The organism is Methylocaldum gracile, assembly GCF_053646815.1.
The window spans coordinates 4,203,473-4,226,607 of record NZ_CM132196.1; the positions used below are offsets into that span (position 1 = coordinate 4,203,473).

The 23,135-nt window shown below is 61.4% G+C and carries 24 protein-coding genes and 2 pseudogenes; all 26 read left to right on the forward strand.

Annotated elements, in window-relative coordinates; translation table 11 throughout:
* Positions 1 to 125 precede the first annotated feature (125 nt).
* Entirely contained in the window at positions 126 to 665 is a 540-nt protein-coding gene (gene pilL2, locus ACWJJK_RS18710; RefSeq protein WP_454128367.1) for a PFGI-1 class ICE element type IV pilus protein PilL2, read from the forward strand.
* Positions 665 to 1,066 carry a cation diffusion facilitator family transporter gene (locus ACWJJK_RS18715; RefSeq protein ID WP_077732439.1) on the forward strand — a complete coding sequence of 134 codons (402 nt, stop codon included), beginning with the start codon at positions 665 to 667 and terminating at the stop codon, positions 1,064 to 1,066. The genes pilL2 and ACWJJK_RS18715 overlap by 1 nt, the downstream gene beginning before the upstream one ends.
* A gap of 338 nt (positions 1,067 to 1,404) precedes the next feature.
* On the forward strand, positions 1,405 to 1,860 hold the full coding sequence (locus ACWJJK_RS18720) for a GTP-binding protein (protein WP_454128368.1): 456 nt from the start codon (positions 1,405 to 1,407) through the stop codon (positions 1,858 to 1,860).
* Positions 1,857 to 2,639, forward strand: coding sequence for a ZIP family metal transporter (locus tag ACWJJK_RS18725; protein ID WP_077732437.1), 783 nt, complete (start codon positions 1,857 to 1,859; stop codon positions 2,637 to 2,639). The genes ACWJJK_RS18720 and ACWJJK_RS18725 overlap by 4 nt, the downstream gene beginning before the upstream one ends.
* A gap of 9 nt (positions 2,640 to 2,648) precedes the next feature.
* On the forward strand, positions 2,649 to 3,320 hold the full coding sequence (locus tag ACWJJK_RS18730) for a DUF1826 domain-containing protein (RefSeq protein WP_077732436.1): 672 nt from the start codon (positions 2,649 to 2,651) through the stop codon (positions 3,318 to 3,320).
* Positions 3,321 to 3,330: 10 nt separating this feature from the next.
* Positions 3,331 to 5,007 (forward strand): formylmethanofuran dehydrogenase subunit A, encoded by a 1,677-nt coding sequence (locus ACWJJK_RS18735; RefSeq protein ID WP_077732435.1) that lies wholly within the window; start codon positions 3,331 to 3,333, stop codon positions 5,005 to 5,007.
* Positions 4,998 to 5,129, forward strand: a pseudogene (locus ACWJJK_RS18740) (GTP-binding protein); the annotation flags it as partial. The gene ACWJJK_RS18735 and the pseudogene ACWJJK_RS18740, both read left to right, overlap by 10 nt.
* A gap of 362 nt (positions 5,130 to 5,491) precedes the next feature.
* Positions 5,492 to 6,277, forward strand: coding sequence for a CobW family GTP-binding protein (locus tag ACWJJK_RS18745; RefSeq protein WP_276205420.1), 786 nt, complete (start codon positions 5,492 to 5,494; stop codon positions 6,275 to 6,277).
* Positions 6,278 to 6,298: 21 nt separating this feature from the next.
* Positions 6,299 to 6,733 carry a 6-carboxytetrahydropterin synthase QueD gene (gene queD, locus ACWJJK_RS18750; protein WP_454128369.1) on the forward strand — a complete coding sequence of 145 codons (435 nt, stop codon included), beginning with the start codon at positions 6,299 to 6,301 and terminating at the stop codon, positions 6,731 to 6,733.
* On the forward strand, positions 6,730 to 7,554 hold the full coding sequence (gene folE2 / locus ACWJJK_RS18755) for a GTP cyclohydrolase FolE2 (protein WP_077732431.1): 825 nt from the start codon (positions 6,730 to 6,732) through the stop codon (positions 7,552 to 7,554). The genes queD and folE2 overlap by 4 nt, the downstream gene beginning before the upstream one ends.
* Positions 7,551 to 8,900 (forward strand): CobW family GTP-binding protein, encoded by a 1,350-nt coding sequence (locus ACWJJK_RS18760; RefSeq protein WP_077732430.1) that lies wholly within the window; start codon positions 7,551 to 7,553, stop codon positions 8,898 to 8,900. The genes folE2 and ACWJJK_RS18760 overlap by 4 nt, the downstream gene beginning before the upstream one ends.
* Positions 8,888 to 9,919: a WD40 domain-containing protein gene (locus tag ACWJJK_RS18765; RefSeq protein WP_077732429.1), complete on the forward strand. Its 1,032-nt coding sequence runs from the start codon at positions 8,888 to 8,890 to the stop codon at positions 9,917 to 9,919. Before ACWJJK_RS18760 ends, ACWJJK_RS18765 begins: the two co-directional genes overlap by 13 nt.
* Before the next feature lie 304 nt (positions 9,920 to 10,223).
* On the forward strand, positions 10,224 to 10,616 hold the full coding sequence (locus tag ACWJJK_RS18770; RefSeq protein ID WP_240502649.1) for a DUF3147 family protein: 393 nt from the start codon (positions 10,224 to 10,226) through the stop codon (positions 10,614 to 10,616).
* A 74-nt stretch (positions 10,617 to 10,690) separates the two neighbouring features.
* Positions 10,691 to 11,626 carry a chromate resistance protein ChrB domain-containing protein gene (locus ACWJJK_RS18775; protein ID WP_077732428.1) on the forward strand — a complete coding sequence of 312 codons (936 nt, stop codon included), beginning with the start codon at positions 10,691 to 10,693 and terminating at the stop codon, positions 11,624 to 11,626.
* Positions 11,623 to 12,903: a chromate transporter gene (locus ACWJJK_RS18780; RefSeq protein WP_077732427.1), complete on the forward strand. Its 1,281-nt coding sequence runs from the start codon at positions 11,623 to 11,625 to the stop codon at positions 12,901 to 12,903. Before ACWJJK_RS18775 ends, ACWJJK_RS18780 begins: the two co-directional genes overlap by 4 nt.
* Entirely contained in the window at positions 12,900 to 13,091 is a 192-nt protein-coding gene (locus ACWJJK_RS18785) for a hypothetical protein (RefSeq protein WP_077732426.1), read from the forward strand. The genes ACWJJK_RS18780 and ACWJJK_RS18785 overlap by 4 nt, the downstream gene beginning before the upstream one ends.
* A gap of 12 nt (positions 13,092 to 13,103) precedes the next feature.
* A complete protein-coding gene (locus tag ACWJJK_RS18790; protein WP_077732425.1) occupies positions 13,104 to 14,681 on the forward strand; it encodes an ABC transporter permease in 1,578 nt (525 codons plus the stop codon).
* Complete coding sequence (locus ACWJJK_RS18795; protein ID WP_240502648.1) at positions 14,600 to 15,439, forward strand: ABC transporter ATP-binding protein; 840 nt, start codon at positions 14,600 to 14,602, stop codon at positions 15,437 to 15,439. The genes ACWJJK_RS18790 and ACWJJK_RS18795 overlap by 82 nt, the downstream gene beginning before the upstream one ends.
* A 219-nt stretch (positions 15,440 to 15,658) precedes the next feature.
* Positions 15,659 to 16,096: a chromate resistance protein ChrB domain-containing protein gene (locus ACWJJK_RS18800; RefSeq protein ID WP_077732423.1), complete on the forward strand. Its 438-nt coding sequence runs from the start codon at positions 15,659 to 15,661 to the stop codon at positions 16,094 to 16,096.
* A gap of 20 nt (positions 16,097 to 16,116) precedes the next feature.
* Positions 16,117 to 17,040, forward strand: a complete 924-nt coding sequence (locus ACWJJK_RS18805) for a DUF1259 domain-containing protein (protein WP_454128370.1) — start codon at positions 16,117 to 16,119, stop codon at positions 17,038 to 17,040.
* Positions 17,041 to 17,042: 2 nt separating this feature from the next.
* Positions 17,043 to 17,729 carry a family 16 glycoside hydrolase gene (locus ACWJJK_RS18810; protein ID WP_205780883.1) on the forward strand — a complete coding sequence of 229 codons (687 nt, stop codon included), beginning with the start codon at positions 17,043 to 17,045 and terminating at the stop codon, positions 17,727 to 17,729.
* A 3-nt stretch (positions 17,730 to 17,732) separates the two neighbouring features.
* Positions 17,733 to 18,491 carry a transporter gene (locus ACWJJK_RS18815; protein WP_086134205.1) on the forward strand — a complete coding sequence of 253 codons (759 nt, stop codon included), beginning with the start codon at positions 17,733 to 17,735 and terminating at the stop codon, positions 18,489 to 18,491.
* Between the two features lie 10 nt (positions 18,492 to 18,501).
* A complete protein-coding gene (locus ACWJJK_RS18820; protein ID WP_143735296.1) occupies positions 18,502 to 19,503 on the forward strand; it encodes an extracellular solute-binding protein in 1,002 nt (333 codons plus the stop codon).
* Positions 19,504 to 20,374: 871 nt separating this feature from the next.
* Complete coding sequence (locus tag ACWJJK_RS18825) at positions 20,375 to 21,310, forward strand: type IV toxin-antitoxin system AbiEi family antitoxin (RefSeq protein WP_454128371.1); 936 nt, start codon at positions 20,375 to 20,377, stop codon at positions 21,308 to 21,310.
* Positions 21,288 to 21,977, forward strand: a complete 690-nt coding sequence (locus ACWJJK_RS18830) for a nucleotidyl transferase AbiEii/AbiGii toxin family protein (RefSeq protein ID WP_077732418.1) — start codon at positions 21,288 to 21,290, stop codon at positions 21,975 to 21,977. Before ACWJJK_RS18825 ends, ACWJJK_RS18830 begins: the two co-directional genes overlap by 23 nt.
* 208 nt (positions 21,978 to 22,185) lie before the next feature.
* Positions 22,186 to 22,544: pseudogene (locus ACWJJK_RS18835) on the forward strand (transposase); the annotation flags it as partial.
* Positions 22,545 to 23,135: the final 591 nt, after the last annotated feature.

Consider the following 23,135-nt stretch of genomic DNA (forward strand, 5'->3'; position numbering starts at 1 on the left):
ACAAATGGAATTGGAATATGGAAACGCCTGTAGCCAAACCGCCCACAAATCGATGAACGGTTTCCGTTTGAGTCCACCGGATAATGCTTGCACCATCGGCGCCACATCATCGATACGGACCGCCGATGCGACAGCTCCCCTACCCCATACTGCTTCCGATCCTGGCGCTCATCCTGATGTTATCCGGCTGTGCCGGACACACGAAGCGTCCGTCCGGACCACCTGCAAAACCGGTAGCGAATCGTTCTGACACCCAAGTGAATCCGGCAGTCTCCGGGAACCGTCCGGTGAAGACCCTCGAACCGATCCGGGTCCAAACCGGGCGCTACTCGGTGGTGACGGCGAGGCCCAGCGCCGAACAGGTCAATCCGCTTCTCATGGTCATCGATGTCCGCCTCCCGCGGGACATTTTTACGGTCAGGGACGCGGCGGAGTATCTGTTGCGGCATTCCGGGTATCGGCTTGCCGATCCCGATGAACACGGCCCAAAGGCGCAGGTTCTGCTGAATCTGACGGTTCCCGATGTCCAGCGCCATCTCGGACCGCTCACCGTGCAGGACGCCTTGCGGGTCCTCGGTGGGCCGGCCTTTCGCCTCCAGGTGGATCCGGTCCACCGGGTCGTCAGCTACGAACTCCTCCCGAACGATGAGACGGGAGGTCTCTGATGAACGCATCACTGAAGGGCCGGGTCCCCATCTCAGCGTGGATCGTATGGGTCGGAACGGCGATGCTAGCGGTCGCCTGCGGCCAAAAACCCGAGGAGCCCACCCGTCCGGTGCTCGATGGCGAAATGGACGCCCCGGTGACGGCGGAAATCCGCGCGATCATAGAAGCAAGCCCGATCCAGGCCGAAATTTGCGATCTTCACATTTGGCGCGTCGGCAAAGGCAAGTTCGCTTGCATCGGCAACCTGGCCATGGAAGAGGATATTCACCCGGAGTACTTCAGAGGGCTATTACGCGTTCACCAGGAGCTGGTTCATGTCACGGTCGAGGCCAGCAGTGACTCCTGGCCCAGGCTACTCAAGAATGCAGAGGCCCTCCTCGGCGGAGTCATCCGAGGATGACATCCGCCTTGACGCCGGCCAGTAGCCGCAACATAGATCCATGAGCTTGCGGCCCAGATAAGTTATGTTATATAGTCACATCATTGATCTGGGCAGGACGTGATCGATCCATGATGTCAACCCCTGTTTCGCCGCCCATGGAACTGTTTCATCCTCCCATACCTACCACGCTGGCTGTCGCAACCGGGCCATCCCCGCCGAACAGCTGCGTGGAAAGCGGCGATCGTTTCAGCTGTTGACGCAAACAAGCCCTTAAGTCCCGGAACCAACGGAGTAACGTGCGCCTCATTTCCAAATAATGTAACGCTATAACATTTTATATGACTCTTCAGTCGTCGATGCGTACAGCCAACTCGGATCACTTGCCGCGCAAACTGCTCGTTACCGTATCGTCGGGTTTCGCTCGACCTGGCAAGACAACCCTGCTCAATCACCTTCTGTCCAATCGGGAAAAGCGCCTGGTGGCGGTGATCGTCAACGACCGACGCGAGGTCGGACGACTGCCGCACGAGAGGCGCTTCGGCTACCCGGCGATCGACAAATTCGCCCGGAGCGAATTCGGGGGCATGGAGGCCCGCAGAATGAAACACAAGAATGCGTGTGATCGGTCCGCAGGTATCGCAGGACCGTTGCCCACCGACGCGGCATTCACCTTTCGCGGCGAGGACGGCGCAAGCCTCTCCGCCATGGCGCGATCCGCTACGCTGGTCACGGTGGCTGACGTCGGCTCCGAGGTCTGGCGAGCCTGCGAAGACCGTTTCCCGGCGTGGCCTCAGGACGAGGCGGACGCGTGAACGACTGGGTCACCGCAATCTATGCCTTGGCCGCGGGACTAACGGTCAGCCTGGTCTCGTTCAGCGGGTTGTTCGTCCTGTGGATAAAGCCGGAACGGCTGGCGGCCATAGTGCCCAATCTGGTCTCCCTGGCGGTGGGCGTATTGCTGGGCGATGCCTTCATCCATCTGATTCCCGATGCGGCCGCGCGCCACGGCTCGGTGTCGACGGTCTGCATGACCGCCCTCGTCGGCGTATTCGTCTTTTTCCTGCTGGAGAAAGCGGTGCGCTGGCGCCATGACCATCGTTTCGCGCTCGATACCGGCTCCGAAGATATTCGGCCCCTGGCCAGAATGAACCTGATCGGCGATGCCATCCACAACTTCGTCGACGGCATCCTGATTGCCGGCAGCTTCCTGGCCGATCCGATCCTCGGCTTCACCACCACCTTCGCCATCGTGGCCCATGAAGTCCCCCAGGAATTAGGCGACGTGGGCGCCTTGGTCTACGGCGGCTACACTCCGCGGCAGGCCGTGCTCTACAACTTTTATTGCTCGCTGACGGTAATGGCTGGCGTCGTTTTCACCCTGGCCCTGGGTCAGGCGGCCGAGTCCTCCCTGATCCTGCTGCTGCCCCTCGCCGCCGGCGGTTTCATCTATATCGCCGGCTCCGACCTGATTCCCGCCCTGCACGAAATTCCCACCCTGCCCGGCCTGGTCGGACAAGCGACCACCTTCGGCCTCGGGATCGGCTTCATGCAAGGCATCGTCGTTTTCGAAAACCTGTTGTTACCCGGATAAGGAGGTTCCATGACCGCATCCGCCCACCGGATCGAACCCGCTCAAAACGTTTCTTTCGCCGTCCAGTCGAACGATCTGGCCGACCTCGCCCGCATCTACGAGCCCGGGGTGAGCCTGTGCCTGATTCACCGGCAACCCGAGGAGCCGCTTCGGAGGTTTGTTACCGAACTCCTGCGAAGCCCGATTGAAATCGAACTGGCCGAAGAAATTCGTTTCGAGCATTTCGATTTCGGCTCGCTGTTGCCGGAGTGCAAGCACATTTCGGGGCATGACGACTGGTGGCGCGATGTCGCCCGCTTGACCGGCGCCTATTGCGACTTGTTCGAATCCGAGCGGGCGGGCCTCCGCCTTCGCACCCTGGCCAGGCCCATGTGTCCGCGCTTCCACGTCGATCATGTGCCCGCTCGTCTGGTCTGCACCTACGGCGGCGTCGGCACCCAGTGGCTGCCGGATGACTGCGTGGACCGGACCAAGCTGGGACCCGGTGCGCAAGGGTTGCCCGACGAGGAGTCCGGGCTGATTCTGGATGAAACCGCGATCCACGCCATGCCGCCCTATGCGGTCGGGCTGATGAAAGGCGGCAAGTGGGAGGGCAACAAGGGCCACGGGCTGGTGCACCGCTCGCCCAAGCCGACGCCGGCGGAACCGCGCCGTCTCCTATTGACCCTGGATCTGCTGTGAGCGCCGAACCATGCTGATCAAATTGGCGGGCGGCGAGATCTACGACCCAACCCAAGGGCTCGCGGGAGAAATCCGCGACTTGTTCGTGCGGGACGGCCTTATCGTCTCCGACCCCGGTCCCGGCGCGCGAGTCGACACGGTTCACGACATCTCCGGACATATCGTCATGGCCGGGGCCATCGACATCCACAGCCACATTGCGGGCGGCAACGTCAACACCGCCCGCGTGCTGCTGCCGGAACAGCACCGCAATGTCATGGCCCGACGGTTCGGCCACCCGTTCAGCACGGCTAAATGGTCGAGCACGGACACCGGCTACCGCTACGCCCGAATGGGCTACACCACCGTGGTCGAACCGGCGGTGTTGCCGGCCAACGCCCTGGATGCCCACTTACAAATGGCGGATATTCCGATCATCGACACGGCCGGCCTGGCCATCCTCGGCAGCGACGATTTCCTGTTGCGGCTGCTGCGCGACAAGGCCAGCCAGGCGCAAGTCGACGATTACGTGGCCTGGACCTTGAACGCCACCCGCTGCCTGGGCCTGAAGGTCATCAACGCCGGCGGGGCCAATGCCTTCAAATGGAATGTGCGGTGTTTTGATCTGGATGATGTGGTGCCGTTCTACGGCGTGAGTTCCCGGCATATCCTGCAAGCCCTGCAGCGTGCGGTGTGCGATCTGGGCATTCCGCATCCCGTCCATGTCCACTGCAACAACCTGGGGATGCCGGGCAACGTGGACACCGCCGTCGCCACCATGGAAGCCGCGCAAGGCTTGCCCATGCACTTGGCGCACATCCAGTTCTACGGCTACGGACAGGAGGGCGCCAAAGGCTTTTCCTCGGGCGCGGCGCGCCTGATGGAAGCCTTCCGCCGCCATCCGAATATCACGATGGACGTCGGCCAGGTACTGTTCGGCCGGACCGTGACGATTTCCGGTGATGTCACCGCTCAATACAGCCGCCGGGACGATGCCAGCCCCGGCAAATGGGTGATGTGGGACGCCGAATGTGACGGTGCGGGCGGCATCGTGCCCTACCGCTACCGGGAAAAAAGCTTCGTCAACACCTTACAGTGGGCCATCGGCCTGGAAATCTTCCTGCTGGCGGAAGATCCCTGGCGGGTGTTCTTCACCACCGATCATCCCAACGGCGCGCCCTTCACCGCCTATCCGGAACTGATCCGCCTGCTCATGGACGCCGACTATCGCCAGTCCTGCATGGCACGGCTTAATCAGGAAGCCTTGGCGCTGACCCTCTTGCCGGAGCTGAAGCGGGAGTTTTCGCTCCCTGAAATCGCGATCATGACCCGTGCCGCCCCGGCACGTTTGCTGGGTCTTGGCGACCGCGGCCATCTCGCCCCCGGCGCCGTCGCCGACATCGCCGTTTATCGGCCGCAACCCGACCGGCGCGCCATGTTCGCCGACGCCGCGCTGGTGTTGAAAAACGGGCGCGTGGTGGTGCGGGACGGCGAAGTGGTCGAGCGCGTCCACGGGACGGCGCAGGTGATTCAACCCGGATACGACCGCCGCATCGAGCGATCCGTCAAAGTTCATTTCGACCGCTTCCACAGCCTGTCCCTCGATCACTTCAAAGTGAACGACGTGGACTTCGCCCTCAAGGATGCGGAACGTTTTCGGGCGGTTCCCGTTTCGAACCGGCCAGCACCGGTGCAAACATGTCGCTAAGCCCCAAAACCCCGCTTCCCGTCATCGTTCTGACGGGCTTTCTCGGCAGCGGCAAGACCACGCTGCTGAATCGTTTGCTGGATCAGGGACCGCGTACGGCGGTGCTGATCAACGAGTTCGGCTCCACCCCGGTGGACCAGGCCCTGATCGAGCGTCAGGACATCCCGCTCATGACCCTCGCTGCGAGACATGGAGCGATGCGAATGCGAGCGAGTCGAGTAGTCCCCGGAAGCCCGAGCGCCGGGTGGATGGCCGAAGGTCGTTGCGTTAGCAACGGTCGTAGGCCATCCACAAGGCATCGCGACCGGGCGTCGAGCCATTGTGGAGCCAGGTTCCGACCCCTTGTCGGGTCGGGACCGGTCGAACGCAGGGCGTCCGGGGCGCCGCAGGCAATAACTTGTCGCCAAGTTTTTGCTCCTTTTGGTGACTCGGAAGTCCCAAAAGGTTTTGCAAAAAATGGCGACACAATCGGTCCGGCGGTTGTTTGTGCTGCCAGATGCGGGGCGCCTTGGCGCCGGTGCTCAAAAACCTCCGGCTGGCCTGGGAGAATCCCCGCTCGCCGCGGTTCGACCGGATCGTCATCGAGGCGAGCGGCGTCGCCAGCCCCGAACCCGTTCTGGACACGCTGCTGCGGGACCGCTGGCTGGCATCCCGCTACCATCTGCAAGCGGTGATCGCGATGGTGTCAGTACCGGCAGCCGAAGAACAATTGGGCCGTTTTCCCGAAGCCCGCGCCCAGGTGGCTTGGGCGGATGTCCTGGTGCTCACCCACACCGATCAGGCAAACGCGGAGGAGATGGTGCGCTTGGCTGTCCGGCTGGACGAACTCGCGCCGGCCACGCCCAGGCTGGTCGCAGTACAGGGAGTCATCGATCCGGAAACCGTTCTGGCGCCGGTGGCTCCCGATAATCGCCGACTGCCACAGGGCCAGGAGTTGCCCGATCACGGTTTCCGCAGCGTGTCCCTCTACCTGAGCGCGCCGATTCCCTGGCCGCGCCTGCAAACCGTGCTGGAAGACCTTTTGGCCCAGCATCGTTCCCGTCTGGTGCGGGTGAAGGGAGTGGTTCGCCTGTCCGACCGGTCCGAGCCCGTCATCGTGCAAGCCGCGACGGGCCGGTTGTATCCGCCGGTTCCCTTGCCGGCCCGAGCATCCGACGACGGGCTCGGACGCCTGGTCTTCATCGCCGCAGGCGCCGTTCACGAACTCGCCGAGGAACTGATGGCGGCCGTGGGTGGCATCGCGGTTCCGGATGCGATCCGCCTGCATTGACTAACGATCCTATCGCAACCCATGGACATCCATAGCAACGACTCGTCCCTCGCCGCGGCCGCCTCAGGCAAACGCAGCCTTTATAGGCTTCGCGTGCAGGTCCAGTTCTCGTCCGCGCACTCGCTCCGCGATTATCCCGGCGATCGCCGCCGCCTGCACGGGCATAACTGGAAGCTGGAGGTGGAGGTCTCCGCGCGCATCCTGGACGCGCTGGGCATCGCCCTGGATTTCAAGACCATCAAGGCGGAAGCCCGAACGCTTGCCGACAGCCTGGACCACCGCTATCTCAACGAGATCGAGCCGTTCGACCGGATCAATCCGACGGCGGAGAACCTGGCCGGCTGGTTTTACCGCCGGCTCGCCGAACGGATCGACGGGGAATTCGCCCGGGTCAGCGCCGTGACCTTGTGGGAAACCGACACGTCGTGCGTCCGCTATACGGAGGAGGATCGATGAGCGCTCCGATCGGCATCGAAGACGTGCAGGGCCGGGCCGACTCCCGCCGCATCGCCATCGACAGGGTCGGGATCAAGGACATCCTGCATCCGGTGCGGGTCCGGGACCTCAGCCAGGGCGAGCAGCACACCATCGCCCGCTTCGACATGTACGTGAACCTGCCCCACGGCTTCAAGGGCACCCACATGTCCCGCTTCGTGGAGATACTCAACGGTTACGAACGCGAAATCGGCGTGGAGTCCTTCGGCGACATGCTGGCCGAGATGATTCGGCGACTGGAAGCCCAGTCCGGCTACATCGAAATGCGGTTTCCGTATTTCGTCGAAAAGGCGGCGCCGGTCACCGGCGTGCGCAGCTTGATGGACTACGAAGTGGCCCTGGTCGGCGAAATCGCCGAAGGCGAAGTCACGACCCGAATCCGGGTCGCGGTGCCGGTCACCAGCCTCTGTCCCTGTTCCAAGACGATTGCCGAACGGGGCGCCCACAATCAGCGCTCTCACGTCACCGTGACCGTGACGACCGCTGATTTCGTGTGGATCGAAGAATTGATCGAGTGGGTGGAGGCCGAAGCCTCCTCCCCGATCTTCGGACTGCTCAAGCGTCCCGACGAGAAGTATGTCACCGAATACGCCTACGACCATCCCAAGTTCGTCGAGGACATGGTGCGCGACGTGGCCGCCCGGATGGACGCGGAGCCCCGCATCCTGGCCTACACGGTCGAAGCGGAGAACTTCGAATCCATCCACAACCATTCTGCCTATGCGCGGATCGATCGCGATCTACACCACTCATCTCCCCAACAAAACGGAGCCATGACATGACCGCCATCACTTCGAACCGCATCCCCGTCACCGTGCTGACAGGTTTCCTGGGTGCAGGCAAAACGACCCTCTTGAACCGAATCCTGAGCGAAAACCACGGCAAACGCATCGCCGTGATCGAAAACGAGTTCGGCGAAATCGGCATCGACAATGCCCTGGTCATCGATGCCGATGAAGAAATTTTCGAGATGAATAATGGTTGTATCTGTTGTACGGTCCGGGGCGACCTGATCCGCATCCTCGGCAATCTGATGCGGAGGCGCGACAAGTTCGACGCCATCCTGATCGAGACCACGGGGATTGCCGACCCCGCCCCGGTGGCCCAGACCTTCTTCGTCGACGAGGAAATCGCCTCGCAGCTCCGGCTGGACGGCGTGATCACCGTGGTGGACGCCAAACATGTGCACTTGCATATCGAAGACAGCGAGGAGATCAAGGAACAAATCGCCTTCGCCGACGTGATTCTCCTCAACAAGGCCGACCTGGTCTCGGAACCGGAGCTGGCCGCCCTGGAAAAGCGGGTGCGGGGCATGAATGCCATGGCCCGAATCCATCGTACGGTGAACGGCCAGGTGGATCTGGCCGAGGTACTGGACGTCGGCGGGTTCGACCTCGATCGGGCGCTGACGGTCAAGCCCGGTTTCCTGGATCCGGAATATCCCTTCGAATGGGCCGGGCTGTTCCATCTCGCCGCCGGGGATTACCGCTGGATTATCCAAGACGGCCCCGATCCCGCCATCCGCTTGATTTGGCTGCCGGTGGCCGATGCCAGCGACAGTTGCCTCATGGGTCTGCAAGAGCGCATGGTCCGGTTGTTCTCGGACCCTCCCAAGCGGCTCGCGCCCGATGCCGGCCTAACGGAGGAATGCCTGCACGAGCTGGATCTGAGCGCCGGCGGCATAAAGCAAATTCGGGTTTCGGTCGAGCGGGACGGGCATTACGCCTGCTTCACCCAGCATCATCCCGATGAGTTCGGCATGACCTTCCTGCGCGGGGATCGAGGGGTCGAACCGGTGATGACCCGTGAATGGGAGGCCGGGCACACACATGACGATGACGTGACGTCGGTGGGCATCAGCGAGCCCGGCGATCTGGACTACAGCCGCTTCAACAACTGGATCGGCGAGCTGCTCCGGGAAAAAGGGGCGGATATCTTCCGCACCAAAGGCATCGTCAGCCTGAAAGGCATGGAAAAGAAGCTGGTGTTCCATGCCGTGCATATGCTGTTCAACATGCAGGCCGATAAACCCTGGGGCGACGAGCCGCGCCGCAACCAGCTGGTGTTCATCGGCCGCAATCTGGACCGGCACGCTTTGAACGAGGGATTTCGGCAATGTCTGGCTTGAATGAGAAAGCACCGTTCGAGCTGATCGAGCCGCAATGGCGGGTCGTGGGCGACGATTACATCACCGCTCTGGCCTGGTCGCCTGATGGATCTACGCTGGCAGCGGCATCGGCCGGCGGTCCGATCCTGCTGCTCGTGGGAGAAACCGGCGGGGTCGTTCATGAACTGCCCGGTCACGGCCTGGGAACGCTGGCGCTGGACTGGTCCTGCGACGGACGTTGGCTCGCCAGCGGCGGACAGGACGGCAAGGCGCGGGTGTGGGATGCCGGTACCGGTGCAGAGGCCATGGTACTGGATGGCGGCAGCGGCTGGGTGGAACACGTGGCCTGGTCGCCGCGCGGCGATCTCCTCTCCTCGGCGGCCGGCAAGTTCGTGAAGCTGTGGAAGAATGACGGCGAATTGTGTCGAGTCTACGGCGATCATGCCAGCACGGTGACGGGCTTGGCCTGGCTGCGCGACGGACGCCGATTGGCCACCGCGTGTTACGGCGGGGTCAAGCTGTGGCGGATAGACGCCGTGCAAGCGAAAAAGCATTTCCAGTGGAAAGGCTCGTTTCTCTCCCTGAGCCTTTCGCCGAACGACGAACACCTCGCTGCCGGCTGCCAGGATGCCAGCCTGTTGGTTTGGAATGTAAAGACCGCCAAGAACGTCGGCATGTCGGGCTATCCCGGCAAGATCAGCCTATTGAACTGGGATGCCTCATCCCGATATCTGGCCAGCGGCGCGGACCGTGAGGCGGTGCTGTGGAATTTCTCGGGACCGGGTCCGGCCAATCGGGAGCCCTTTGTGCTCAGCCGCCACATCGACCGCATCGCCGACCTCAGGTTTCATCCGAAGCGGGATGTTCTCGCCACGGTCGGGCAGGATGGAATGTTGATCCTGTGGAATATCCCCGAAGGCATAATGAAGGATCTTTGTATCCTGAAAAATCCGCTGACCCGGCTGGCCTGGAGTCCTCAGGGCAACATGCTGGCCGTCGGTTCGGCAGAGGGCGAGGTCTGCCTGTTAAGCGTACGGTAGATGGACTGAACTCCGAGCGGTCGATTACCACGGATAGCATGAGCAGACTCGCCCTGAAAGTCCGCTCAGTGTAAGCCCTCGTATGTTCGGAGAGAGCAGAGCCTATTCTCATGACATGCGTCCCCTTTCATATTCCCATGGTGATTGGGCCAACGACTTCGAATGCGCTACGGTCTATTGATAGGCATGAATAAAGCACGCCCGCTCCGAGACGTCTGATTTATTCTGAAAGATTCAGAAGGACTTGAATGCAGACGAGTCGGTATGAACACCTACGAGCGTAAGCGCAAACCATAACGAGAAAATGGGTACGATCTTGGCGTACCAACCTCCGCTGCAAGCCGGCAAGCAAATAACACAAACGGCCATGTACCTCAAAGTGTTGATATCCGCGCTGTTGATCGCAGTAATTTCCGAAACGGCGAAACGTAGCAGCCTGGTTGCCGCCCTCATCGCATCACTGCCGATCACATCGATTCTGGCCTTCATCTGGCTCTATGTCGACACCGGGGACACCGAACTGATAACTGAGCTTTCGCGGCAAATCGTCTGGCTGGTGATACCTTCACTGGCCTTCTTTTGGATCTTGCCCCTGCTGCTGGAACGGTCGCTGAATTTCTGGCTGGCACTCGGCCTCGCGGCGATAGCTACCAGCGTGTGCTATGGCTTGGTCTTATTGCTGAGAAACCTGTTTTAAAAGGCGTTTACGCAACTTGAAGCCCTTCAGCTTAATGAGTAGCATAATCTACATTACTGTAGAGAATGCTACACATGTCTTGGCTTTTGCTCATACTGACTCTGCCGACGGAGAACGCCACGGCCCGAATGCGGGCCTGGCGAGCGCTCAAAGCCTCGGGCGCCGCGGTGCTCCGGGATGGCGTCTATTTGCTGCCCGAACAGGACGGCTGTCGAGAGATTCTGGCCGAGGTCGCCGACGATCTCCGTGAGAACGGCGGCACGGCCTATTTGCTGACGGCTGAAGGAAAAGGTGAAGACGGTTTTTCGGGTCTGTTTGACCGTTCATCCGAATTCGGCGAATTGCTGGCGGAGATTGCCCAATGCGGCTCTCAGCTGACGAGCGAAACCGCGCCGGCGACACTGAAACAAGCCAGAAAGCTCCGCAAGACATTTGGACAACTGGCCGCCATCGACTTTTTCCCGGGGGAAGCCCAGAAACAAGCCGATGCCGCCTTGCAGGAGCTGGAAAGTTCGGTCAGCCGCTGCCTGTCCCCCGACGAACCGCATGCGGCGGCCGGTGCGATCCCACGCTTGGATATTGCCGACTATCGCGGCCGCGTGTGGGCGACTCGTGCCCGCCCCTGGGTGGATCGACTCGCGAGCGCCTGGCTGATTCGCCGCTTCATCGACCCGGACGCCCGCATTCTCTGGTTGGCTTCACCCGCCGACTGCCCGGAGGACGCGTTGGGGTTCGACTTCGACGGTGCCGCCTTTTCCCATGTGGGCGGCAAGGTGACCTTCGAGACCCTCCTCGCCGGATTCGGCCTGGAGTCGCCACCGCTCGCGCGACTCGCCGGCATCGTGCACTTCCTCGACGTCGGCGGCATCCAACCTCCGGAGGCCCAAGGCATTGAGCGCGTATTGGCGGGCCTGCGTGAAACCAGCGCCAATGACGATCAACTGTTCACGGCCGCCAGCGTTCTGTTTGACGGGCTACTGGCCGCATTTGAAAAGGATTCCGCGCCATGAGCGAAACTTCCCACGTCACCGCACCCACTAAGAACAATGTTCGCCCGGTCGCCGTAGGTTTTTGGGCCGCCTTCCTGCACGCACTCAACTACTGCATGCTCCTGCCGGGGCCGGAGGCGCAGCAACTGGCGACCTATATCGGCTGGCTGATGCACCGCACCTGGGGCGGGATCATCGCGGGAGGGCTGTTCGTGTTGCCTTCGCTCTTGATCTTGATCGGACTGGGCTTGATTTACCTGGCGTTCGGCCAGGTGCCCGCCGTGGCCGGCGTGCTGTACGGCATCAAGCCGGCGGTGACCGCCATCGTTTTGTTCGCAGCCTGGCGCATCGGCTCGCGGGCGCTGAAAAATTGGGTGCTGTGGGCCATGGCAGCCTCGGCGTTCGTGGCCATTTTTGCTTTCAAAGCGCCGTTTCCCTTGATCGTGCTGGTAGCGGCGATTCTGGGCGGCATCGGCGGCAAGTTTGCACCCGGCAAATTTGTGGTCGGAGGCCATGGTGCGGCCAAGCAAAGCTACGGTCCGGCGCTGATCGACGACGATACGCCGGTTCCCGCCCATGCCCGCTTCACCTGGGCCAGCTTGCTCAAGATCATTCTAGCGGGCCTGATCCTATGGAGTGGCGCGATCGGCTTCCTATACGCGCAGTATGGTTGGCACGGCGCGCTCACGCAGATGGGCTGGTTCTTCACCAAGGCGGCCCTGCTCACCTTCGGCGGTGCCTACGCGGTGCTGCCCTACGTCTATCAGGGCGCGGTCGAGCATTTCCACTGGCTCGCTCCGCATCAAATGATCGACGGCCTGACCTTGGGCGAAACGACGCCGGGGCCGCTCATCATGGTGGTGACCTTCGTCGGTTTCGTCGCCGGCTGGGCCAAGCAACTGTTCGGACCGGATCAGCTTTTTCTGGCAGGCACCGCAGCCGCGGCCGTGGTGACCTGGTTCACCTTCCTGCCCAGTTTCCTGTTCATCCTGGCGGGCGGCCCCCTGGTCGAAACCACCCACGGCAATCTCAAGTTCACCGCGCCCCTGACCGGCATTACCGCCGCCGTGGTGGGTGTCATCCTCAACCTCGCTGTGTTTTTCGCCTACCACGTATTTTGGCCGCAGGGCTTCTCTGGGCGCTTCGATGGCGTTTCGGCTCTGGTAGGCCTGGGTGCGCTGCTGATCCTGTTCCGTTGCCGGGTCGGCGTCATCCCGGTCATCGGCGTCTGCGGCCTGGTCGGTTTCTTGTTCACCTTCCTCAAACCCTGGTTGGCCCAGGCGGGAGTGCTGTTATGAACCGCATCGTCTTTCCGAGGATTACGCTAGGAACTTTCCTTTTCCTGATGTGCGCCATGTTGCCGGCCCGCGCGGAAGCACCGCCGCCTTTCGACCCGGTTCAGGGGGTGATCGACGCCAAGCGGGACGAGGCGGTGAAGACCATTCCCTTCTCCAAAATGCCTGAAGGTATTGCCGTCAGGCATTAAACCACCGGTTCCATGGGTTCGAGACGCCTCACCCTGACCCTTGCGGCAACCTTGTTTCTGGGGCTGGGATTGGCGCCGCTCGTGGTCATGTTCGCATCGAGTCTCACCGTGGACGGAATGTTCGGCCTGGATCGCTATCGGGACCTGTGGGCATCGCCCCGCCTGCCTCGGCTCTTCGGTCGGAGCGTGCTGCTCGCGGGACTGGCCACCCTGGGCGCGCTGGGACTCGGCGTGCCGCTCGGCCTGCTGCTCGGCAAGACCGATCTGCCGGGGCGGCGCCTGTTCGCCGCGGGGTTCATCCTGCCCCTGCTGCTCCCGCCCTATTTCCTCGCGCTCGGCTGGTTCGCCCTGCTGGGGCGGGAGGGTTGGCTCGCCCGCCTGCTGCCCGCTTCAGTGGCCGGAACTCTCTCAGAATGGCTGTTCGGACTGCCGGGCTGTGCCGTAACGCTGGCCACGGTGTTTCTGCCCCTGATCGTGCTACTCACGGCGACCCTCCTCCATAGCGTCAATCCCCGCCTGGAGGAGGCTGCGAGGCTGTACGCCGCCTGGCCGAAAGTGCTTGGCCGCATCACCCTGCCGGCCGTTGGGCCGGGCGTTCTATTCGGCGCTGTCCTGGTGTTTCTGCTGGTCCTGGGCGAACTCACCGTGCCCATGTTCCTGCGCTATGACGTGTACCCGGTGGAAATCCTGACCCAGTTCGCGGCCTTCTACGATTTCGACGCGGCCATCGCGGCAGCGGCTCCGCTGGCGCTGGTCGTGGGCTTGCCGCTGGCGGCGGAATGGCGCTCGCGGCGCTTCGCGGCACCCGATCTTCGGCCGGCGGGAACCTCGCTTTCCATCCGCCTGGGCGCTTGCAAATGGCTATGGACGGTCGGCGTATCCAGTCTGCTTTTGATGCTCGTGGTGTTGCCGCTCGGCGCACTACTGCTTCAAGCCGCCCCGGCGGACTTCGGCGACGCGTGGCGTCGGGCGGGCGATGCCCTCGGGCGCAGCCTGTTGTACGCTGCGCTCGGGGCGAGCCTTTTGACGGCCTTCGGATTTTTTCTGGGGCTTTTGTGGCGCGAGCGGACGCGCGGCGCAGGCCTCACCGAATTCGCCGCCCTGCTGCTCCTGATCCTGCCCAGCTCAGTTGTAGGCATCGGCCTGATCGGACTGTGGAACCAACCTGCGACTGCCGGCTTCTACGCCTCGCCGGGTCTCCTGCTGTTGGGGTATCTCATCCAGTATGGAGCATTGTCCGGGGGCATCGCCCACAGCGCTCTGGCGCGCCTCCCGCCGTCCCTGGAGCAGGCGGCGGCCGTGGCCGGGGCTGGCTGGTGGCGGCGGATCCTGTTCATCGCGCTGCCCCTGAGCCGGCGAGGACTCCTGACCGCCTGGCTGGTCGCTTACCTCTTTTGCCTGCGCGATACCGGACTCGCCCTGCTGGTGTACCCGCCCGGCGGGGACACCCTGCCGGTGCGCATCTTCACCGTGATGGCCAACAGCCCGTTCGGGTTGGTGGCGGCGCTGTGCGCCTTGTTGGTGGCCGCGGCACTGCCGCCGCTCATCCTGACTGGACTTGGCCTTCGCAGAGAGGCGCACTCGCCATGAGCGCCGTCGAGTTCCGGCAGGTTTGGGCGTCCTATCGGGGCAAGCCGGCGGTGCGGGATTTTTCCCTGGACGTGGAAGCCGGCGAGCGGGTCGTGCTGCTCGGCCCTTCCGGCTGCGGCAAGACCACGGTGCTGCGCCTCGCCGCCGGTTTCCGCGTGCCCGAGCGGGGCGCCGTACTGCTGGACGGGGCGGTCGCGGCGGAAGCCGGCCGCCTTGACCTGGAACCCGAACAGCGGGGTCTCGGCATGGTGTTTCAGGACCTGGCCCTGTGGCCGCATCTCACGGTGCGCGGGAATCTGGAATTCGGCCTGAAGGCGCAGGGCGTTGCCAGGGCGGAGCGGGAACGGCGCATCCGGGAAACCCTGCGGTTGGTGCGCCTGGAATCGCGGCCGGACGCGCGCCCCGGCGAACTTTCGGGCGGCGAGCAGCAGCGTGTCGCCCTGGCCCGTGCCCTCGTCACCCAACCCCGCCTGCTGCTCATGGACGAACCCCTGTCCAGCCTGGACTTTGAACTGGCCCTCGAACTGCGCCGCGAGATTCTGGCGCTCCAGGAAGCACTCGGATTCACCCTGCTCTACGTCACCCACAATCTGGACGAGGCGTTCGCCATCGCCCAGCGGATCGTGGTGATGCGCGCGGGCGCCATCGTCCGCCAGGGGTCGGTGGAGGAAATCCGCGCCCACTTCGACCAGGTTCGCCGGGGACTCCTCGCCTCGGGTACTGACGGGACGGCGGAATCGGCCGGTGTAAAGGGATAAGACGGAATGGCATCGGTCAACGGGATAGCGCGCGTGGCGAAGTGGTTAGAACTCAAGAGGTGGACGAACCCGTCCGCAAGGTCCTCATCGTGGATCTCTTGGATGCCATGGGCGCGTGCTACCTGTTTACGCGGCCTTCGCCGCGGCAGGCGTGCTCACGCATACCGAGAAAGGCGCCGATAAAAAACTGCTTCCATAACTCACTGGAGGTCAAACATCATGAAGTGGATCACGCGCGAGAACGTTAAGGTGGACCGGGTGGCCTGCCCCTGGCTCATCAAAAAGTTCATTGACCCTGAGGCCGAGTTCTTGTTCGTTCCGGCCGACCAGGTCCTGGCGGTGGCCGAGCGACACGGCGCTATTCCTTTCGATGTCCCCGGCGTGGAACTCGGGCACCACGAGGGCCGGTGCAGTTTCGAGGCGGTCGTGGCCAAGTACCGGATCGACGATCCCGCCGTGGCCCTGCTCGCGAGAATCGTGCACGGCGCGGACGTGAAACAGGACCTCTACGGGCGGCCGGAAGCCGCGGGGCTCAAGGCCATCGCCGAGGGATTTCAGCACCTGGGACTGAAGGATGATGGGGAGATTCTGGAAAAGGAATTCATCGTCTACGAGGCCCTTTATGCCTATTGCCGGCAAACGGTGAACACACTGTGAGACCGATCGAGGTATTCTCCATGAACAGAGATACGATTTACCGCTTGACCGCCATCTTCATGATAACGCTCTTGAACCTCTTGCCCGGCCCGGCTGCGGCGGAGGCCCCCAGCGGCGGGCAAGGGCTCGATACGGCAAGAATCGAGCGGCTGACCGGCGTCAAAGGGAAACTGGACGAAAAGGAGGGCGTATTCAAAGTCAGCCAGCCACGCGCCGATCTCCGGGTGACCGCGGCGGGCGTCAAAATGACACCGCCCCTGGGGCTGACCTCGTGGGCCGCGTTCATGAAGGCGGGGGGCCGAACCCTGGTCATGGGCGACATGGTCCTGCTCGAAGATCAAGTGAATCCGGTCATGAGCGTGGCCCTCGACAACGGCCTCGAAATCACCGCCCTGCACAACCATTTCTTCTGGGATTCCCCCAAGGTGATGTTCATGCACATCGGCGGCACGGGGGATGAAGAAAAGCTGGCGGCCGCCGTGGGCGAGGTATTCGCCAAAGTCGAGGAGACCCGCGGCGGCCGAGGCGAGGTACCCTTCGCTGCCATCGACCCCGCCCAAACCTCGCTCGATCCCAAGAAAATCGAGGCGGTCATCGGCGCCAAAGGCGAGTTGGCCGGAGGCGTCTTCAAGATCACCCTCGGGCGAACCACGACCATGGAAGGTAACACCCTCGGCAGCACGATGGGCGTCAACACCTGGGCCGCGTTCGCAGGCAGCGACGAGCAAGCGGTCGTCGACGGTGACTTCGTCATGTGCGAGGACGAACTGCAGCCGGTGCTCAAAGCGCTGCGCCGCACCGGCATCCAGATCGTAGCGATCCACAGCCACATGACCATGGAATCGCCACGAACGGTCTTCCTGCACTACTGGGGCGTCGGCCCCACGGTCGATTTGGCGCGGGCGCTCCAATCCGCCTTGGAAACCCAGAGGAGAAACCCTTGATCATGGCGACAAAACAACTCATCCATTTGGCTGTGTGCCTCGGGCTGTGCACATTCACCGGTCTGGTCTCGGCCGAGGAGAAAGCGGCTACGAGTCCCGCGGTATCCCGGCTGAGCTTCGATGAACTGACGCCGGGCGGCATTCCGCCCGGCTGGACCATCGCGGCCACGAATCCCGGCGGTCCCCCGGCGGAGTGGCAAGTCAAGGCCGATCCCAAGGCGCCGAGCGCGCCCCATGTTCTGGCGATCACGAAGATTCACGACGATTCCGGGGATGTTTTTAACTTGTGCTGGACGAACGCGGTGAAATTCCGGGACGGCGCCATCGAAGTCAGCCTCCGCGCCGACGGCGGCAAGGAAGATCAGGGGGGTGGTCTCATCTGGCGGGTGCAGGACGCCAATAACTATTACGTCGCCCGCTATAACCCCCTGGAAGACAACATCCGCCTGTACTTCGTGAAGGACGGGCGGCGCAAGCAACTGGACAGCGCGAACATCTCCGGCGTGAAATCCGGCGAATGGTTCCGGTTGAAGATCGTTCAGCAGGGAGACAAGATCGAAGCCTATTTGAACGACCGGAAATATCTGGAGACTACCGATAGAACCTTTATGAAGGCGGGCGGGATCGGCTTTTGGAGCAAGGCGGATGCGGCCAGTTCGTTCGACGATCTGGTGGTGACCGCCCGATAATCGATGGGCCGTGGCACGCCGGCGTCCACTCGGTGGGTCTTCTCTTTGGTTTTGGCCGGATCGGCCTCCGCCTTCGGCGGCCCGCCCTTCTTCACCAACGATCCCGACCCGCCGGAACCGGGCCAGTGGGAGATCAACCTGCCCTGGTTCATGGAACGCAGCCGGGATGGTTCGGCGATCGGCGAATTCGTGCGCGTGGACGTCAATTACGGCTACGACCCTTACACCCAGCTCAGCATCGAGCTGCCCGCGCCCTACAGGCTCCCCGCCGAAGGCGGATTGCGCTCCGGCGTGGGCGATGTGCTGTTCGAGTACAAGCGGCGCTTCGGCCTCGACGCCGAAGCGGGGTATTTCGGCATCAACCCCCAGCTCACCCTGCCCACGGGAGACGAGAAAAGGGGCCTCGGTGCCGGGCGCGCGACCCTGCAATTGCCGCTGCTCTATCAGAAGCAGTGGGGCGACACCGTGATCTACGGCGATGCGCGTTACAAGCTGTGGGCCGGGGCCGAGGGCAAAAGTTACTGGTTTTTCGGTTTGGCCTTGGAGCACGCCGTGGGCAAGCGGCTCAAGCTCGGCGGCGAGGTGTTCGCCATTACGTCCCCATCCCCCGGCGGCGAGCCCAACGCCGGCTTCAACCTGGGCGGAAAGTGGGTCATGGCCCCCGGCCGGGTGTTGATGGTGTCCGCCGGCCGCTCGTTCCGGGACGAGCCGGAACTGACTTTGTTCATCGGCCTGAAACTGCTGTTTTCGCCAAACCCTTAAGGAGGCAACGATGACAATGCAATCCTACAGATGGCTATCGCTGCTGCTGAGCCTGGCGCTCGTCCGGACTGCCGTGGGCGCGGAAGCCACGGTCGTGGTTTATGCCAGCGAGGATCAAGTTTTCTCGGAACCGATCCTCAGGGATTTCGAGCGGGATACCGGCATCCGCGTCAAAGCGGTGTACGACACCGAGGAAACCAAGGGTACCGGCGTCATGAACCGGCTGCTCGCCGAGAAGAACAACCCGCAGGCGGACGTCTATTGGGCGAACGAACCGATCCGGGCGGAAGTCCTGAAGCAGCGGGGTGTTTCGGCGCCTTACCGGTCCCCCAATGGCGAAGGCATCCCTAAGGTCTTCAAGGACCCCGAAGGGTACTGGACCGGCTTTTCCGCAAGGGCGCGGGTGTTTATCGTCCACCACAAGGCCCGCCTCAAGCCGCAAAGCCTCGCCGCCTATACCGATCCCAAGTGGGCGGGCAAAGGCGTTATTGCCAATCCCTTGTTCGGCACGACCGCCACCCATGTGGCGGCCCTGTTCACGCTGTGGGGCGATGAGCGGACCAAAGGGTTTATGGACGCCCTAAAAAGGAACGGCACCAAGATTTCCACCAGCAATGGCGAAAGCGCGGACCTGGTGGCCGCCGGGGAATTCGAGTTCAGTTTGGTGGACAGCGATGACGCGGTCAACCGCATGCGCCAGGGCAAACCCGTCGAGATGATCTGCCCGGACCAGGGCGAGGGCGAACCGGGTTGCCTGATCCTGCCCAACGCCGTCGTGCCGATCCGGGGCGCGCAGCACCCGGAGGCCGCCCGCAAGCTCGTCGATTACCTCCTGTCTCCGGACACCGAGCGCAAGCTGGCTTTCGCCGACTGCGCCCAAATTCCACTGCACCCTGGCGTGGAAACCCCGCCCGACGTGCCGAAGCTCGACCAGCTCAGAACCATGCCCGTCGATTACGGGGTGGTGGCCCGAAAGCTACAAGCCATCCAGCCCTGGTTAAAGCGGTGGTGAAGACGCCTCCACAATCACTGGGTCACTATGCCTAGTGCCGCATTGCCAGAGTGAGGCGCACAACTGGCTGCCCGGACTGTAGGCGCCGTCCAATCTTCTCGCTAGATCCAGTAAGCCGCCCCCGCCACGCCCTATTTGTCCACCATAGAAAGGAAAGGCTGCTGGGCGTGAGCAATGTAAGGTTGAGGCGCGTCGGTCGAGCGGAGGCCGGCCCGTGAAAAAGACTGAACGGCGAAAGTGACACCCCCTCGTGCAGCGCGTCATCATTGCGCTAGCTTTGGACGGTTTCCTGTCACAACCAAACATCCGCTTTGTCTCGGTTTGCTACTGTTCGGAGTCCCTGGCCGAGTGGCTCATTCGGGCACGTGCTGCTCGCTCGACGTTGAGGAAAGCAGTCGTTCGTGACCGACAGGTATTGGACAGACTGAATGGCCGCAAATGGCCGAATTTCAGACAATGAGAGCAGCCTCTATTTCTGGCCATATAGGGCTCTTCCGTGGCTATCGGAAATCTATCTGAACTCATGCTTGGCTCTATCGAGGCGGGCGCCGACGCGATTTTCAGTTCATAGATACTCCGTCTTCTGATTGCCCGCGACGTTCACGTAATGATCATGTTCATGCATCGTGAACATGATCATTACGTGAACATTTCGCTTGATCTTGTGTTCGCTGTTTTATAATGTTCACGTTACGTGAACAAATGATTAAATGTGAACATGCCGCTTCGCTATCGAGAAGAATCTCTGCATCACCAAGAGCAAGCCCTCCTGGAGCGTGCCTTAGCCGCGCTGCAGGAAACCACTGGCTTGACTGGGAAAATCATCGCCGCGGAACCCTTATTGGAACGGGGAGTAAGAGTCGATGCAGCCGTGGAAATCGACGTAGCCGGTCAGCCGCATCGTTATATGACTGAAATCAAACGAATCGATCGCTTTACCGCGATCGGCCAAGTCAGGAACCGATTCGATTCATTTCAGCAGCCCGGCTTACTTGTGGCCCCGCGGATCACCGCTGAAATGGCCGACAAATGCCGTGAACTGGACGTGCAGTTCATCGATGCCAACGGCAACGCCTATCTTCATGACCTAGGCCTGTTTATCTTCGTGAAAGGACTGCGCCCTCGAGCCAAGGAGGGGATGGATATCACAACTGCGGAACCACCTCGTGCAGGTACTGCAACTGCCCTTAGAGTGATATTCGTCCTGCTATGCCGTCCCGAGTTGGTCAATGCACCTTATCGCGAGATCAATCGAGCGGCCGGCGTTGCGCTGGGGACGGTGGGAGAGGTTTTTTTAGATCTGAATAACAGGGGTTACGCCATAATCGGCAAGGGAATGGGCGAGCGACGCATTCTGGAGCGCAAGCGATTGATTGACGAATGGGTGACCAACTACCCCATCAAGCTCCGTCCGAAGTTAAACCCAAGACGGTTTCATGCTCCGACTCCGGACTGGTGGCGGCAAGTCGATGTCACCCGGTACGGAGCCCAATGGGGCGGCGAAGTCGCGGCCGACAAGCTGACCGGCTATTTGAGGCCCAACACCTTCACTCTGTATTTCCGACCCGAAAACGTTCGTCAAAATCTCACGAAGCTAGTGGTCGAAAACAAGCTGCGTGCTGATCCTAAAGGTGAGATCGAGGTATTGGATGCCTTCTGGAATTTTCCAGCCGATGACACCCTGTCCGAAACCGTGCCACCGATCCTCGTCTACGCGGACCTTCTCGCCACCCTCGATCCGCGGAATCTTGAAACGGCGCACATGATCTACGAGCAGAGCATCGATGGTTCTGGCACCCAGGGCTGAGCGCCCGATCGACCCCATTACCCTCGCGGTCCTGAGAGAAATTCAGAATGCATCAGTTGCTCTGGGTCTGGAAGCCTTCCTGGTAGGAGCAACCGCCAGAATCATCTTGCTTGAGCACGTATTCGGGCTGCAGGCTGAACGTGCTACCCGCGATATCGATTTTGCTTTTGCGGTTGAAAACTGGGACCAGTTTAAGGCAATCAAGAGATATCTTGTCACCGGCTCCGGTTTTCAAGAAATGGAGCGGGTAATGCAGCGGCTGCTTTACCAACCAGCAGGCTGTAGGCGTAAATTCGTCGTGGATTTAATCCCGTTTGGTGGGCTCGAAGTCGAAAAAAATACCATCGCTTGGCCGCCGGACATGAGTATCCTAATGAACGTCGCCGGCTACCGAGATGCCTTGGTATCCGCGGTGCCAGTTGAAGTTGAACCTAGACTTATCGTATCGGTAGCTTCCATCGCTGGGATTGTCATCCTCAAACTCTTTGCTTGGGTTGACCGTGGCCGAGAAGATCCCAAGGACGCCATCGATCTGCTCACACTACTCCGTCGGTATCACGAGGCGGGTAACCAGGACCGAATCTACGAAGACGCATCGACCGTGCTGGAATCAGCCTACCCCAGTTATTCTCACGTCCATTCGCCCAGACTTCGCACAACCATTTGACATAAAAAAGTGAGGAAGGCAAGAGCCTCGGAATGCATCCGTTTATCCACAGTTCGGGTGGAAAAGTCCGTGGATAAGATTGTGAAAGAAACGTTACAGCCCGCGGCTTTCCTGATTTGCGTGCTTATTGTCGAATAATGTGTCAGTTTCCTGTCTGACACTCCAGAGCGTGTTATGAACTTTTTGCTGTGGGCAAGGTACTGCAGGGATGCTTACTCGAAAACCTTACCCCAGCGATGTTTCAGACGACGAATGGACGTTCGCGGTCCCTTATTTAACCTTGATGAAGGCGGCCGCGCCCCAACGCCAGCACGATCTGCGCGAAATCGTCAATTGCTTGCGTTGGTTGGTGCGGACCGGTGAGCCCTGCGGATGATGTTGCCGCATGACTTGCCGCCGTGGGGAGCCGTCTATCGGCAGACCCGGCGTTGGCTCGCGGCGGGCTGCTTCGACGCGATCGTGCACGATCTCCGCGAAGGTTTGCGCCTGGCTCAGGGGCGAAAACCGCAGCCGAAGGCTGCGATTTTGGATGGACGCACGCTGCAATCCAGTTGTGAGAGTGAACCGGAGTTCACCCTCGGAATTTACACCACCTTGACGGACTCACCCCCTCTCTCCCTCCCTTAGCCTGCACGCTTTGGCGAACCATACCTTCGAGACGGCAAGCATCCGACACCCCTACATCTAATTCCGTTTTTCCTACAAAAAAATCAGAATTTTCTTACTTTCATTCTGTGATATCCGTACCAGACTTACATTCGCTGGAAAAATGCTCGGGAAAGTTTCAATTGCTAATGGCTACGACCGCCTGGTCTGATTAGTTTGAATATAGCCCCGGAATCGTCACGGAAATCAAGGCTGCGGCCGCAAGTCGATGTACCGGGAAAATTTTCGAACAGCAGCCCCAGCACGGGCCATCTTGGACTCTTCCCGCCGACACAAACGGCTGTGCTCAGCGTCATAGACAATCGTGTCATATGCACGCATGGCCACATATCCGACTCGATAAGGAGTGCCGATAGTGTCGACCTTTAGGGATACATAGTGGCAGTTTGCCGCGAATCCTCTTATCCCCAGCACTGAAATAACAACCTTACCCAAATAACGCCCTCTTTAACCGCTATGCAGTTACCGAGGGTGCGAGCTTTATTTTGACTA